This window comes from Azospirillum sp. CT11-132 (assembly GCF_047302835.1).
Lineage (GTDB): Bacteria > Pseudomonadota > Alphaproteobacteria > Azospirillales > Azospirillaceae > Azospirillum.
The window spans coordinates 1,642,262-1,655,398 of the sequence record NZ_JBGLZA010000003.1; the positions used below are offsets into that span (position 1 = coordinate 1,642,262).

General features: G+C 67.8%; 15 protein-coding genes. 14 read left to right on the forward strand and 1 reads right to left on the reverse strand.

The features are described 5' to 3' along the window. Window positions 1–269 precede the first annotated feature (269 nt). From nifA to ACCD06_RS13640, 14 genes are all read left to right on the forward strand, one after another. Window positions 270–2,174, forward strand: coding sequence for a nif-specific transcriptional activator NifA (nifA, locus tag ACCD06_RS13575; protein WP_136704424.1), 1,905 nt, complete (start codon window positions 270–272; stop codon window positions 2,172–2,174). A gap of 104 nt (window positions 2,175–2,278) precedes the next feature. Further along, window positions 2,279–3,175: an adenylate/guanylate cyclase domain-containing protein gene (locus tag ACCD06_RS13580; protein WP_413341228.1), complete on the forward strand. Its 897-nt coding sequence runs from the start codon at window positions 2,279–2,281 to the stop codon at window positions 3,173–3,175. Between the two features lie 184 nt (window positions 3,176–3,359). Next, entirely contained in the window at window positions 3,360–4,925 is a 1,566-nt protein-coding gene (gene nifB / locus ACCD06_RS13585; RefSeq protein ID WP_413341230.1) for a nitrogenase cofactor biosynthesis protein NifB, read from the forward strand. 53 nt (window positions 4,926–4,978) lie between these two features. Then, the gene (locus tag ACCD06_RS13590; RefSeq protein ID WP_085090027.1) at window positions 4,979–5,170 is read left to right on the forward strand and encodes a 4Fe-4S dicluster domain-containing protein; all 192 of its coding nucleotides are present in this window, start codon (window positions 4,979–4,981) and stop codon (window positions 5,168–5,170) included. Between the two features lie 53 nt (window positions 5,171–5,223). Further along, window positions 5,224–5,739, forward strand: coding sequence for a hypothetical protein (locus tag ACCD06_RS13595; RefSeq protein WP_413341232.1), 516 nt, complete (start codon window positions 5,224–5,226; stop codon window positions 5,737–5,739). Beyond that, the gene (locus ACCD06_RS13600; protein WP_413341234.1) at window positions 5,736–6,548 is read left to right on the forward strand and encodes a 4Fe4S-binding leucine-rich repeat protein; all 813 of its coding nucleotides are present in this window, start codon (window positions 5,736–5,738) and stop codon (window positions 6,546–6,548) included. The genes ACCD06_RS13595 and ACCD06_RS13600 overlap by 4 nt, the downstream gene beginning before the upstream one ends. A 29-nt stretch (window positions 6,549–6,577) precedes the next feature. Continuing rightward, window positions 6,578–6,910 carry a nitrogen fixation protein NifZ gene (locus tag ACCD06_RS13605; protein WP_109156499.1) on the forward strand — a complete coding sequence of 111 codons (333 nt, stop codon included), beginning with the start codon at window positions 6,578–6,580 and terminating at the stop codon, window positions 6,908–6,910. A gap of 43 nt (window positions 6,911–6,953) precedes the next feature. Continuing rightward, a complete protein-coding gene (locus ACCD06_RS13610; RefSeq protein WP_063635114.1) occupies window positions 6,954–7,259 on the forward strand; it encodes a nitrogen fixation protein NifZ in 306 nt (101 codons plus the stop codon). 14 nt (window positions 7,260–7,273) lie between these two features. Beyond that, window positions 7,274–8,425 (forward strand): cysteine desulfurase family protein, encoded by a 1,152-nt coding sequence (locus tag ACCD06_RS13615; protein ID WP_247871394.1) that lies wholly within the window; start codon window positions 7,274–7,276, stop codon window positions 8,423–8,425. A 39-nt stretch (window positions 8,426–8,464) separates the two neighbouring features. Next, complete coding sequence (nifT, locus tag ACCD06_RS13620) at window positions 8,465–8,674, forward strand: putative nitrogen fixation protein NifT (RefSeq protein ID WP_109156501.1); 210 nt, start codon at window positions 8,465–8,467, stop codon at window positions 8,672–8,674. Between the two features lie 5 nt (window positions 8,675–8,679). Continuing rightward, window positions 8,680–8,964, forward strand: a complete 285-nt coding sequence (locus ACCD06_RS13625) for a hypothetical protein (protein ID WP_109156502.1) — start codon at window positions 8,680–8,682, stop codon at window positions 8,962–8,964. Further along, window positions 8,965–10,194, forward strand: a complete 1,230-nt coding sequence (locus ACCD06_RS13630) for a DegT/DnrJ/EryC1/StrS family aminotransferase (protein ID WP_413341237.1) — start codon at window positions 8,965–8,967, stop codon at window positions 10,192–10,194. A gap of 23 nt (window positions 10,195–10,217) precedes the next feature. Continuing rightward, window positions 10,218–11,105 (forward strand): SIR2 family NAD-dependent protein deacylase, encoded by an 888-nt coding sequence (locus ACCD06_RS13635; RefSeq protein WP_413341239.1) that lies wholly within the window; start codon window positions 10,218–10,220, stop codon window positions 11,103–11,105. Window positions 11,106–11,332: 227 nt separating this feature from the next. Then, window positions 11,333–12,388 (forward strand): lipid A deacylase LpxR family protein, encoded by a 1,056-nt coding sequence (locus ACCD06_RS13640; protein WP_413341241.1) that lies wholly within the window; start codon window positions 11,333–11,335, stop codon window positions 12,386–12,388. Window positions 12,389–12,392: 4 nt separating this feature from the next. On the opposite strand, the gene ACCD06_RS13645 is transcribed toward ACCD06_RS13640, so the two are convergent. After that, the gene (locus tag ACCD06_RS13645) at window positions 12,393–13,037 is read right to left on the reverse strand and encodes a DUF4337 domain-containing protein (RefSeq protein WP_413341243.1); all 645 of its coding nucleotides are present in this window, start codon (window positions 13,035–13,037) and stop codon (window positions 12,393–12,395) included. Between the last annotated feature and the right edge of the window lie 100 nt (window positions 13,038–13,137).

Here is a 13,137-nt window from a genome sequence, read left to right on the forward strand (position 1 = left end):
CAACAGAATCTATGCAAAAGGTCTTGCCTTTCCGCGAACAGTCACGGACACTTTCCACCGGCTGGCCGCGTACGAACAGAGTCGCGGCCATCCCCGGCCCGGACGGCGGGCTCCAAAACAGGGCATGAACGGCGTGGCCGGACCAACGGTCGCCGCGGTTTTCGGGAGGTACGGATCAAGGCGCCGACGCCGGGACCCGATGCATTGCGATGCCTGGACGACATTGTCCGGCATATGCCCGGGCCCCCTGCCGAGCAAGGGGATCGATCATGCCGAGTGCTGCCCAGTCCGCGTCATCCTCCAGCCTGGAGCTGCTGACGATCTACGAGGTCAGCAAGATCCTCGGGTCGTCGCTCGATCTGGAACAGACCCTGCGCGAGGTGCTGCGCGCGCTGTCCTATCAGCTGCAGATGCACCGCGGCCGGGTCTATCTCCAGGGCGAGGACGGGGCTCTGCGGCTCGTCGCCGCGCAGGGGCTGCCGAAGGACTCGCCGGCGCAGGAGATCGACTACAACCAGGGCGAAGGCATCAGCGGCCGCATCCTGAAGACCGGTATGCCGGCCGTCGTTCCCAACCTGGCGGAAGAGCCGCTGTTCAACAACCGCTCCGGCGGGCGCGACGATCTGGACGAACAGGTTGCCTCGCTGGTCGGCGTGCCGATCAAGGCCGCCGGCACAGTCATCGGCGTGCTGACCATCGACCGCATTTCCGACGATGGCCCCAGCGGCCATTTCGGCTCCGATGTCCGTTTCCTGACCATGGTCGCCAACCTGATCGGCCAGACCGTGCGCCTGCACCGGACGGTGGCCGAGGAGCGGCGCTTCATGATGCGCGAGACCTTCCGCGTCCAGAAGGAGCTGCGGCCGGTGGTGGCCCCCGTCAACGACGTGGTCTGCACCAGCCCGAACATGGTCGACGTGCTGGCCCAGGTGCACCGGGTGGCGCCCTTCAAGTCGACCGTGCTGATCCGTGGCGAGAGCGGCACCGGCAAGGAGCTGATCGCGCGGGCCATCCACAACCTGTCGCCGCGCAAGGACGCCCCCTTCATCCGCGTCAACTGCGCAGCATTGCCCGAATCGCTTCTGGAGTCGGAACTGTTCGGCCACGAGAAGGGGTCCTTCACCGGCGCGCAGAAGGACCACAAGGGCCGGTTCGAGCTGGCGTCGGGCGGCACCCTGTTCCTGGACGAGATCGGCGACATCTCCTCCAACTTCCAGGCCAAGCTGCTGCGCGTGCTGCAGGAGCAGGAGTTCGAGCGGGTCGGCGGGTCGAAGACGATCAAGACCGACGTGCGGCTGATCTGCGCCACCAACCTGAATCTGGAGGAGGCGGTCGGCCACGGCAAGTTCCGCGCCGATTTGTATTTCCGCATCAACGTGGTGACGATCCACCTGCCGCCGCTGCGCGAACGGCGCGGCGACATCGCCACGCTGGCCAAGCATTTCGTCGCCAAGTTCGGCCGTGACAACGGCCTGAACCTGGACATCGCCGCCGAAGCGCTGGAGGTGCTGAACCGCTGCACCTGGCCCGGCAACGTGCGCGAGCTGGAGAACTGCATCGAGCGCGCGGCGACCCAGTGCCGCAACGGCACCATCCGCGTGCCCGACCTGTCCTGCAGCATGAATCTCTGCAACTCGTCCGTGCTGTTCCAGTACCGCACCATGGGCGCCGCCGTCGGCGGGCTGGCACCGTCGATGAGCGGGACCGCCACCAATCCGGCTGCCGGCAATCCGGGAGTGGGCAATCCGGCGCAGGGGCGGGCTCAGCCGGCCCCCATGAACGGCGCCGCAATGCCGCCGGCCGTGCCGGCCCCCGTCAACGGCGGCCCCAACGGTGCGCAGTGGCCGGCCTGCGCGTCCGGCTGCGGGGCCGGGCCGATGCCGGTCTGCGGCGCCTCCAAGCCGCTGCCGCCCTCGGCCATCATTCCCCTGCCCGCACCACAACCGGCGGCATCCACCCCCGCCACCCCGTCCGCACCGGCTCCGCAGCCGGCAGCCGCCGGCCCCGACCTGCCGTTGGACGAGCCCGAGTCAGGTCCGTTGCGCGACCGCCTGATCTGGGCGATGGAACGGACGGGCTGGGTCCAAGCCAAGGCCGCCCGCCTGCTGGGCATGACGACGCGGCAGGTGAGCTACGCGCTGCGCAAGTACAACATCGAGATCAAGAGGTTCTAAGAATCGGGCGAAGCGCCCTCACCGTCACACTTCGCTGCGATTTCGTGCTACCCTGGCGGGCCTTCGGTTCGATGGCGCGTTCCCCGTTCGAACGGATTTCCGTCTTGCCTTCGCTTGAGAAGCCCCTTGCCCTGCTGTTCGTCGACATCGCCGACAGCACGATGTTGTACGAGCGAATCGGCAATGCCACCGCCGCGGCGCTGACGCAGCGGGTGCTGGCCCATCTGCGCCGGCTGGTGGAGGAGCAACGCGGCGGCGTCATCAAGAGCCTGGGCGACGGGCTGCTCGCCGCCTTTCCGGTATGCGACGACAGCGCCCGCGCCGCCTGCGCGATGATGGACATCCAGGACCAGCACGGGATGCGGCTGCGCATCGGCATCCATTTCGGCGCGGTGATCGAAGGGGTGGGCGACCTGTACGGCGACGCCTGCAACGTGGCCGCAAGGGTGCAGCAGATCGCCCGGCCGGGCGAGATCCTGGCGACCCAGGCGCTGGTCGACGGCCTGTCGCCGGACCAACGGAGCCGGACCAAACCGCTGAGCAACGTCGCGATGAAGGGAAAGGCCGCGCCGATCCGCGTCCACCAGATCCGCACCGCCGACGAGGCCGACGACGCCATCGAAAGCACGACGCTGGGCTTTTCCCTGGTGCCGGAGGCCAGCCGCAGCATGGTGACGCTGCACCTCTCCTACCGTGGGCAGGACATCACGATGAGCCGGGGGCTGCCCCGCGTCACCATCGGCCGCGAGGACAGCAGCGGCCTGCGCATCGCCTCGCGCCAGACCTCGCGCCAGCATGCGGTGATCGACTTCACCCGCGAGAGTTTCCTGCTGACCGACCATTCCACCAACGGCACCTACATCCGCAGCGGCGGGTCGCCACCGGTGGTGCTGCGCCGCGATTCGACCAAGCTGGTCGGCAGCGGCCTGATCGGCTTCGGAGCGGAGGCACTGGACGAGAGCCAGGACCATGTCGTCGCCTTCCGCGGCGAACTGGCCTGACCGGTTTGTCGGCACCCCGACAAAGCCCCTTGCCACACCCGCCATTGTCGCAATGACGACAGCGTCCGCGACCCCGACAAATCCAGGCAAGCCATTGTAATTCCTGTATTCTGCACTCTGGCCCCGAACTTGCTTTTCTCCACTTCGTCCAACGGTGTCGTCCGGCACGGCAGGGAAGGAGTGGATGATGAGCAACGTGGTTTCGCTCGACAGCATCTTCGGGCTGGGGGAACTGGCCCCGCCCGCGACGATGCCGGCAGCACCCGAGGCGGCGTCCGGCTGTTCGTCGTCGTCCTGCGGATCCTCCGACGGGCCGGCCGACATGGACCCGGCGGTGTGGGAGAAGGTGAAGAACCACCCCTGCTACTCGGAAGAGGCGCATCACTATTTCGCCCGCATGCATGTCGCGGTCGCCCCGGCCTGCAACATCCAGTGCAACTACTGCAACCGCAAATACGATTGCTCGAACGAGAGCCGGCCGGGCGTGGTCTCCGAAAAGCTGACCCCCGATCAGGCGATCAAGAAGATCCTCGCCGTTGCCCAGGAAATCCCACAACTGTCGGTGATCGGCATCGCCGGCCCCGGCGACAGTCTGGCGGCGAATGGCAGGAACACCTTCGCCACCTTCGAAATGCTGCAGAAGAAGGCGCCGGACCTGAAGCTGTGCCTGTCCACCAACGGTCTGGCCCTGCCCGACCATGTCGACACCATCGCGCAATACAACATCGACCACGTCACCATCACCATCAACATGGTCGATCCGGAGGTCGGCGCGCAGATCTATCCGTGGATCTTCTACAAGCACAAGCGCTGGACCGGGCTGGACGCCGCCAAGATCCTGCACGAACAGCAGATGCTGGGGCTGGAGATGCTGACCTCGCGCGGCATCCTGGTGAAGGTGAACTCGGTGATGATCCCCGGGGTCAACGACGAACACCTGCTGGAGGTGAACAAGGCGGTGAAGAGCCGCGGCGCCTTCCTGCACAACATCATGCCGCTGATCTCCGACCCCGCCCACGGCACCTATTTCGGCCTGAACGGCCAGCGCGGGCCGACCGCGCAGGAACTGAAGGTGGTGCAGGACGCCTGCGAGGGCGGCGCCAAGCTGATGCGACACTGCCGCCAGTGCCGCGCCGACGCCGTCGGCCTGCTGGGCGAGGACCGTGGTGAGGAGTTCACCGCCGAGAAAATCGAGGCGATGGGCGCCATCGACTATGACGACGAGGCCCGCCGCAGCTACCGCGACCATGTCGAGGCCGAACGCGCCGGTCGCCATGCCTCCAAGGCGGCGGCCCAGGCCGATGTACGGGAGAGCATCGGCTTCACCGTCGACCCGATCCTGATCGCCGTCGCCACCAAGGGCGGCGAGCGCATCAACGAGCATTTCGGCCACGCCAAGGAATTCCAAATCTACGAGGTCGGCCCGAACGGCGCCAAGTTCGTCGGCCACCGCCGCGTCGACCAGTATTGCGAGGGCGGCTCCGGCGACGTCGACACGCTGGACGGCGTGCTGGCGGCGATCAACGACTGCACCGCGGTGTTCGTCGCCAAGATCGGCGGCTGCCCGTCCAAGTCGCTGGCCGAGGCCGGGATCGAGCCGGTCGACCGCTTCGCCTTCGACTACATCGAGGAATCGGCGCTGGCCTACTTCAAGGACTACGCCGAGCGGCTCGGCCAGGGCGCCGTCCGGTCCCGCGCCGGCCAGGACGCGGTGATCCGCACCGGAGCGCTGACCGCGCGCCGCGCCTGACACCTTCGTTTTCCCCCCCTTCCACAGCCATCCCATCACCGAAGGAGAGAGCCATGGCCTACAAGATCAAGTCCGCCGAATGCACCGTCTGCGGCGCCTGCGAGGCCGAGTGCCCGAACGTCGCCATCAGCCTGAAAAAGGGCACCTACGTCATCGACCCGGCCAAATGCACCGAGTGCCAGGGCCAATTCGACAGCCCGCAATGCGCCGCCGTCTGCCCGGCCGATTGCTGCGTCCCGGCGTGATGTGAAATCCCCTCCCTCCTGGTGGGGAGGGGGAACCCCAGGAGCACCGCGCCATGCTGGACGAGGTGGATGAGGACTGGCTCGCCCGCCGCTACTACGGCGGGGATCTTCCGTCCGAAGCGGAACGCTGCCTGCATCTGGCCGCCGCCAGCTATGCCGACAGCGGGGCGGCGCTCGCCCATCTCGCCTGCGCGGCGGAGATTGCTCCCGGCCATCGCCTCGTCGATCTCGGTCATTACAAATTCCACTTCTACAAGGCGAACCTGGATCAGGCGCTGGTCTATGGCGAGCGCATGATCGGCCACGCCATGGCCGCGCTCGGCGTCAATCATACGGATTGGCGCACCATCACCCCCGCGACCGCCGATTTCCGGGGGCTGGAGCCGGCGCCGCGCCTGTTTCTGTTCGCCCTGGTCGCCATCGGTTACCTGCTGCTGCGCACCGGCCGGCTCGACGCCGGGCGGGAGGCGCTGACCAAGGTCTGCCAACTCGACCCCGACGACCGCTTCGGCGCCGCCCGCTTGATCGCCGTCGCCGACCGACATGAGCTTGAGGAGGCCGACGCATGAGCGACGACATCCTCGAATCGCTGGACTGGCGCGGCGAACCGGTGGACTGCGCCGCCTGCGCCCACCGCGACCGCCGGCTTGATCCGGAGACCGCCGCCCTGCCGGCCGGCGGAAAAATGCCCGGCCGCTGTCTGCCACGGAAGGCCTGCGTGCAGGACCGCTATGCCAAGCGTATCCAGCGCTTCTTCGAATGGAACCCGGACCTCGCCGCCGGCCATCTCGACCATCCCTATTTCGAAGTGCGGGCGAATGCCGCGCGCTTCGCCCCGATCTTCCTACTTCCCCGACTGATGAACGACCCGGACGAGACGGTGCGCTCCGTCCTGGCCCGCCGGCTGCCGCGCCGGCTGTTGCTGAAGCTGCGCGACGACCCGGACCGCGAAGTGCGGATCGCCGTCGCCAGCCGGTTGGAGGATGCCGACCTTGCCCCGCTGATGCGCGACCCTGACTGTTCGGTGCGGCTGCGCGTGGTGCGGCGGATCTCCGACGGCATGCTGCCGGCGATGATGCATGACGAGGATCCGGAGGTGCGGGTGGAGGTCGCCCGCCGCCTTGCCATGGACTGGCTGCCCAGCCTCGCCTGGGACGACAGCCCGCGGGTACGGCTGGTGGTGGCGCAACGGCTGCCGACGTCGAAGCTGCACGTCCTACTGCCTGACGCCGACTGGATGGTCCGCCTCGCGGTTGCCGGGCGGATCGACGCCGGACAGCTCGGCCCCCTGCTCGACGACCCGGAGGAGGAGGTGCGCGCCATCGCCCGCCAGCGCGCCGCCGGCCTCGCAATCGCCAACGATCTTCCGCCCCTGTAGCGGCCCCTCAACCCACGGAGCGCAGCCCGATGACAGAGACAGCCGCCCAAACCACCGCCCCTGGCCGCCGCGAACGCGCCCGCAACGCCGAGGATGCCAACGAGCTGGTCGGTCCGCCGGTGCTGGAACAGGGCTTCAAGGTCAAGGCGCTGCGCGACGTGCGCAATGACGGCACCTATCCCGGCCGTCCGGTCGGCGACTTCCTGATCCGCGAGGGCGATGTCGGCTACGTCATCTCCACCGGGACCTATCTGCAGATGTATTACATCTATGCCGTTGATTTTTATGAAAAACGGGTCGTCGTCGGCATGCGCGCGCGCGAGCTGGAGGTGATCGACGCCCACTGCAACGACCCCCAATGACCCCGTCCAAGACCCCGGTCCCCAGCTGATAAGGAGCCTCGCGATGTCCGACGTCGAAGCCGCTGCCAAGCCCGGTTTCATCCCGCCGCGCGAACCGCTGTACGACTGGGGCCTGCGGGTCACGGTGCAGGAGGACCTGTTCAACGACGGCAGCCATCCGCAGGTGCCGGACGGCGCGCTGCTGGCGCCGAAGGGCACGCCGGGCGTGATCGTCCGCGTCGGTCGCACCGAGGAAGGCAGCCTGCCGGTCTATCTGGTGGAGTTCCCCGGCGGCACCGTCGTCGGCTGCCTGGAGGAGGAGATCGTCCCGGCCGACGGGTCGCGGCGCGGTGTTCCGGGTGTGATGTGATGGGGGGTGATGTGATGACGATCTACCTCGACAACAACTCCACCACCGCCCTGGCTGCGGAAGTGCGCGAAGCAATGCTGCCGCACCTGTTCGGCGAGTTCGCCAACCCGTCCAGCCCGCATTCCGCCGGCATGGCCGCCCGCCGCGCGGTCAGCGAGGCCAAGGCACAGGTCGCCGCCCTGATCGGCGCCAGGCCGGCCGACCTCGTTATGACCGGCAGCGCCACCGAGGCGACGCACGCCGCCATCCTGGGCGCGCTCCGCGTCATCGAGGAGACCGACCATCGCCGCGACCACATCGTCACCACCGCGGTGGAGCACCCGGCGACGCTGGCCCTGTTCGACGACCTGCGCCAACGCGGCTGGCGCGTCACCATCCTGCCGGTGAACCGCGACGGCCTGCCCTCGCTGGTCGATCTCGCCGCCGTGGTGACGGAGGCGACGGCGCTGGTCTCCATGATGTGGGCCAACAACGAGACCGGCGTGCTGATGCCGGTGGAGGGCGCCTCCGCGATCGCCCACGCCCATGGCGCGCTGTTCCACAGCGACGCGGTGCAGGCGGCCGGTCGGGTGCAGGTCGACTGCGGCATCGCCGATTACCTGACGCTGTCCGCCCACAAGATGCACGGGCCGAAGGGCGTCGGTGCGCTCTATGTCCGCAAGGGCGCCCCCTTCCACGCGCTGATCCACGGCCATCAGGAACGCCGCCGCCGCGGCGGGACGGAGAATGTGCCGGGCATCGTCGGCTTCGGCGCCGCCGCCTCGCTGGCATCTCTCTGGCTGGACGAGGCAGACCTGATCGCCTTCCTGCGCGACCGTCTGGAACAGGGCATCCTCGCCCGCTGGCCGGGTGCGGTGGTGAACGGCGCCAGCGTCGCCCGGCTGCCCAACACCAGCAACATCCGCTTCGCCGACGGCCATGGCCATCCGATGGATGGGGAAGAGTTGCTGATGCGGCTCGACCGCGCCGGCATCGCCGTGTCGATGGGGGCGGCCTGCTCCTTCGGCAGCAACGAGCCGAGCCATGTGCTGACCGCCATGGGGCTGAACGACGCCGAGGCCGCCGCCAGCCTGCGCTTCTCGCTCAGCCGCTACACCACCGCGGCGGAGGTGGACGCCGTCCTGTCGGAACTGCCGGCGCTGCACGCCCGGCTGATCGCCGCCTGAGGCAAAAGACAATCAGAACAACAGGATGGAGTGTCCGCGATGAAGGTGATGATCCGCAAGGCGTCCGAGCAATACACGATCTACGTCGCCAAGAAGGACCTGGAGGAACCCATCGTCGAGATGGAGAAGCCGGGCCTGTGGGGCGGATGGATCAAGGTCGCCAACGGCTGGACGCTCGACCTGCCGGAGATGCCGGACGACACCCGCCTGCCGATCACCGTCGAAGCCAAGAAACGCGGAACGGAGTGACGCCCATGGCCCTGTCTCCCGAGCGCATCGACAGCATCGCCACGCTGGCCGGCCGGCTGTTCGCCGGGGGCGACAAGCTCGACGCCGTGGTCCGCGGCGTGCGCGAGGCCAACCCGGACCTGAAGACCGTCACCGGCGCCATGGCGGCGGTGATGGCCGAGGATCCGTTCCGGGAAGAGGCGGGCTTCGACCTGCATCTGGTGGACGGCAACAACCACTGCTGGCTCATCACCGACAAGCCGGAACTTGCCACCGGCGTCGTGATCGCCCAACGGGACGAGGACGAGTGAATGAGCGATGCCGCCGCGGTTCTGCACCAGCCCTCCCCCGCCGATGAAGACGTCACCGACGATCTTGAGTTTGACGACTACATCCCGCTGACCGACCCCGACATCTCGGGAGCGGAGGTCGAAATGCTCGCTCGCCTGCTGTCGTCCGGGGCCTTGAGCGACGGGCGGATGGTGCGGGCGTTCGAGGACGCCTTCGCCGCCTATGTCGGCCGCGACCATGCGGTGGCGGTATCCAGCGGGACGATGGCGACGCTGCTGATGCTGAAGGGCTATGGCATCGGTGAGGGCGACGAGGTGCTGTGCAGCCCCTTCGGCTGGCATCAGGTCCAGCATGCGGTCGCGCTGTCCGGCGCCACGCCGGTGCTGGTCGACATCGATTACTGGCAGCACACCATCAACCCGGAGAAGGCGGCGGCTCTGATCACGCCGAAGACCAGGGCGATCCTGGCCGGCAACGTCAACGGCCACCCCGCCCATTGGGACGAGCTGCGCGCGCTGGCCGATGCCAAAAACCTGATCCTGCTGGAGGATTCGACCGAAGCCATAGGCTCCACCTACAAGGGCCGGATGGTCGGCACCTTCGGCGACGCCTCGGTCTTCGACTTTTCAGAGCCCGGCATCCTGCTGGCCGGCGAGGGCGGCATGATCGTCACCGACGACCGCGACCTTGCCCACCGGCTGCGCTACATGCGCCGGCGCGAGACGGAGCACCGCAACACCGTTGTCATCACCCGCACCCTGCCCTGGCAGGCGGGGATGAGCGACCTGAACGCGGCGCTCGCCCTGGTGCAGTTGAAGCGGCTGCCGGAAGTCCTGACCCGCCGCAATCTGGTCATCGCCTATTACGACGCGGCGATGGCGAGCTTCGAGGGGATCAAGCCGCCCTATCGCGGACCGGGTGCGGAGGTGGTCAACCCGATGGTGTATTGCGTCCATCTCGGCACCCGCTTCACCGCGTCGGGGCGCCGGTCGATCATCGAAGACCTGGACACCCACGACATCGACGCCAGCGACTACGGTCAGCCGCTGCACACCCAGCAATACTACATCGAAGCGCTCGGCGAGAGCCGCGCCGGCCGCGGTGCCTGCCCGGTCTGCACCAAGACGGCCGACCGCGTGCTGGCCCTGCCACTGCACCGCAAGATCACCCGCGATCAGGTCGCCTTCATCGTGGAAACGCTGAAGGACGCCAGCGTCAACACCGGCGCCGGCGCCGCGATCTATCTGTGAAGCCCCGAAGGGAAGAGGCACCCATGACCGTCACCACGCTTGCAACCGATCCTGAGTCCGTCACGGTTCCGGACGCCGCGGCGGCGCTGGCCGACATCGCCGCGGCGCTGGCGGCACGGCAGGTGGTGCCCTATCTCGGCCCCGGCGCCTTCGCCCTGCTGCCGCCCGACCAATGCCCGATCCCGCGCAATTCGGCGGAGCTGGTGCAACGTCTGAACGCCAAGGTCGCCGCCCCCGGCCGCATCCGCTCCAACCTGACCGCGGTCGCCCAGTTCATCGAAACGCGCAAGCACCGCAAGACGCTGGAGACCATCCTCAACGAAATCTTCCGCCAGACCGTGCCGGCGACCCCGGTCCACGCCTTGCTGGCGACGATCCCGGCACCGCCGCTGCTGGTCGACGTCTGGTACGACACTGTGCTGGACAGCCTGCTGAGTGCGGCGGCCGACCGGACCTGGGGGCAGATTCAGGGGGTGTCGCACCCGCAATCGACCGGCGAATGGGTGCGCTACTACGCCCCCGACGGCACTGAGTCGACGGCAGAGGCGGCGGCCGGCTGGGACACCGTGCTGTACAAGCCGTCGGGCGCGGTGGCGCCGGCCGGCAACTACCTGATCTCCGACAGCGACTATGTCGAGATCCTGACGGAGATCGACATCCAGACCCCGATCCCCGCCATCGTGAAGGATCGCCGCGCCGGCCGGCACTTCCTGTTCCTCGGCTGCCGCTTCGACCACGAGATCCAGCGCACCTTCGCCCGCCAGATCGCCAAGCGCTCCGCCGACAGCCACTGGGCGGTTATCCCCGGCGAACTGTCGAAGAACGAGGCGCGCTTCCTGGCGCTGCACGGGATCAAGCGGATCGATGTGACGCTGGAGGAGGCGGTGGAGGGATTGCAGGCAAGGGTTTGAATTGTTGGGGTGTCGGCTTCGGATGCTCCCACCTAGCCTCCCCCGCTGGGCGGGGGAGGGACTGCCGCTGCCTTTTTGAACAAGTACTTATCCCCTCCCCCGCCCAGCGGGGGAGGGTTAGGGTGGGGGCAATCGAAGCCGACACCCTACCCCCAAAGAAGCCGCACCGCAGCGCAACACACTCCACCTCCGTCCGTTACAGTGCGAAACGGATGGAGCGTGCCGGAATGGTGACGAACAGCGGCCCCGCTTTGGCCGCGGCATTTGCGACCCTGCTGCTGACGGCATCGGCGGCCATATCGGCGGCGAACGCGCAGGAAACCACTCCTCCCCCCGGCGATGAGCCGGCGACCTCCGGCCCGGCCATCGGCTTCTGGATCGACAACGACCTGTTCGGCGGCGGGACCGACCGCTATTACACGAATGGATTCCAGTTCTATTACTTCTCGGGCGCACGGCCGACCTACGGCAACATCGACTGGCTGGCCAATCTGGTGCCGTGGATCGAGCCTGGCGGGGTGCGGCGCTATGGCTTCGCCTTCGGCCAGAACATGTATACGCCCAGCAATCTGAGTGCCCGCAACCCGGACCCCAAGGACCGGCCCTATGCCGGCTGGCTCTATGGCCGGCTGTCGGTGCTGAACGAGGCGCCGACGGCGGTGGACCGCTTCGACCTAGACCTCGGCATGGTCGGCCCGGCTTCGCTGGCGGAGCAGACGCAGAAGACGGTCCACAAGATCGTCGACGGCGCCACCTATCCGGAGGGCTGGAATTATCAGCTGCGTGACGAGCCGGGCGTGGTGCTGAGCTACGAGCATGTCTGGCGCGACGAGAAGCCGAACAGCCTCGGCCCGGTGGAGTGGGACTTCAGCCCCCATGTCGCCGGCAGCCTGGGCAATGTCCTGACCTTCGCCGCGGCCGGGGCCACCGTCCGGCTGGGCGGCAACATGCCGCCGCCGGTGGGCGCGCTGGTGAATCGCCCAACCTCCAGCATCCCCTACCAGGACAATCCCTATTCGGAGCGGCCGGGGCGCTTTTCCTGGTACGTCTACGCCAGCGCCGAAGGGCGGGCGGTGGTGCGCAACATCTTCCTGGACGGCAACACGTTCCGCGAAAGCCGGTCGGTCGCCAAGCACCCCTTCGTCGGCAGCATGCAGGCCGGCCTGACCCTGCGTTACGGCCGCTATGGCCTGACCTATGCCCAGACCCTGCAGACGCCGGAGTTCCGCGGCCAGAAATCGCTGACCAACTACGGTTCACTGCGTCTGTCGGTCCAGTTTTGAGGGGTCAAAGGAAGGGCAGCGGCAGGATCAGGGTGAAGCCGTCCGCCGCCATCAGCACCCCCGCCGCAGCCAGCGCGCGGCTGGTCCACAGGATGAAGCCCTTGTTGGTGATGGCGAAGACCGACGCCAGCACGATGGCGAGCTGCAGCATGCCCTCGGCGAAGTCAAAATAGGGGTCCTGGGCTGCGGCATGGTCGCGCCGCAACTCCGCCGCCTTCGCCTTGCCCAGCAGGTCCTTGCGGCTGTTCTTGCCCTCGTCCGCCTCCATCCGTTCGGCCGACTGGCGGTATTCGGCGGAGCGCTGCAGCGCCTTGGCCTGCGCGTCGGCCGGCATGCCGGCGGACAGCAACTCGATCTCGTCGGCGGCAAGCCGCAGGCTGATCTGGCGCTGGGTCTTGGCCTGATAGTAGGCGAAGCTGTCCGACGCCTCGATGGCGCTGGCCATCAGTTCCTTGCCGGCGTTGGAACCGGCGACGCTGACGATGGCGAGCACCGCCGCCAGGACCGAGATGTAGATGGCGGTGGAGGTCTTCACCCCATGCCCGCCCTCTTCCCTGTCTTCCGAATGGTGCCGTCCGGCGGCACGGCGCTGGGCCTCCTCCCGCTCATGCGCTTCGTCGATCAGGTCCTTCACTTCGGCTGCTTCCATCGTCTCTCTGCCCTTCGTCGGAGACCCGCCGATCGGCGGATGACGAAAGAGGTAGCGAAACACGCGACGCGAGAAAAGCCCCGCTTGCGCTCCTGCGGGC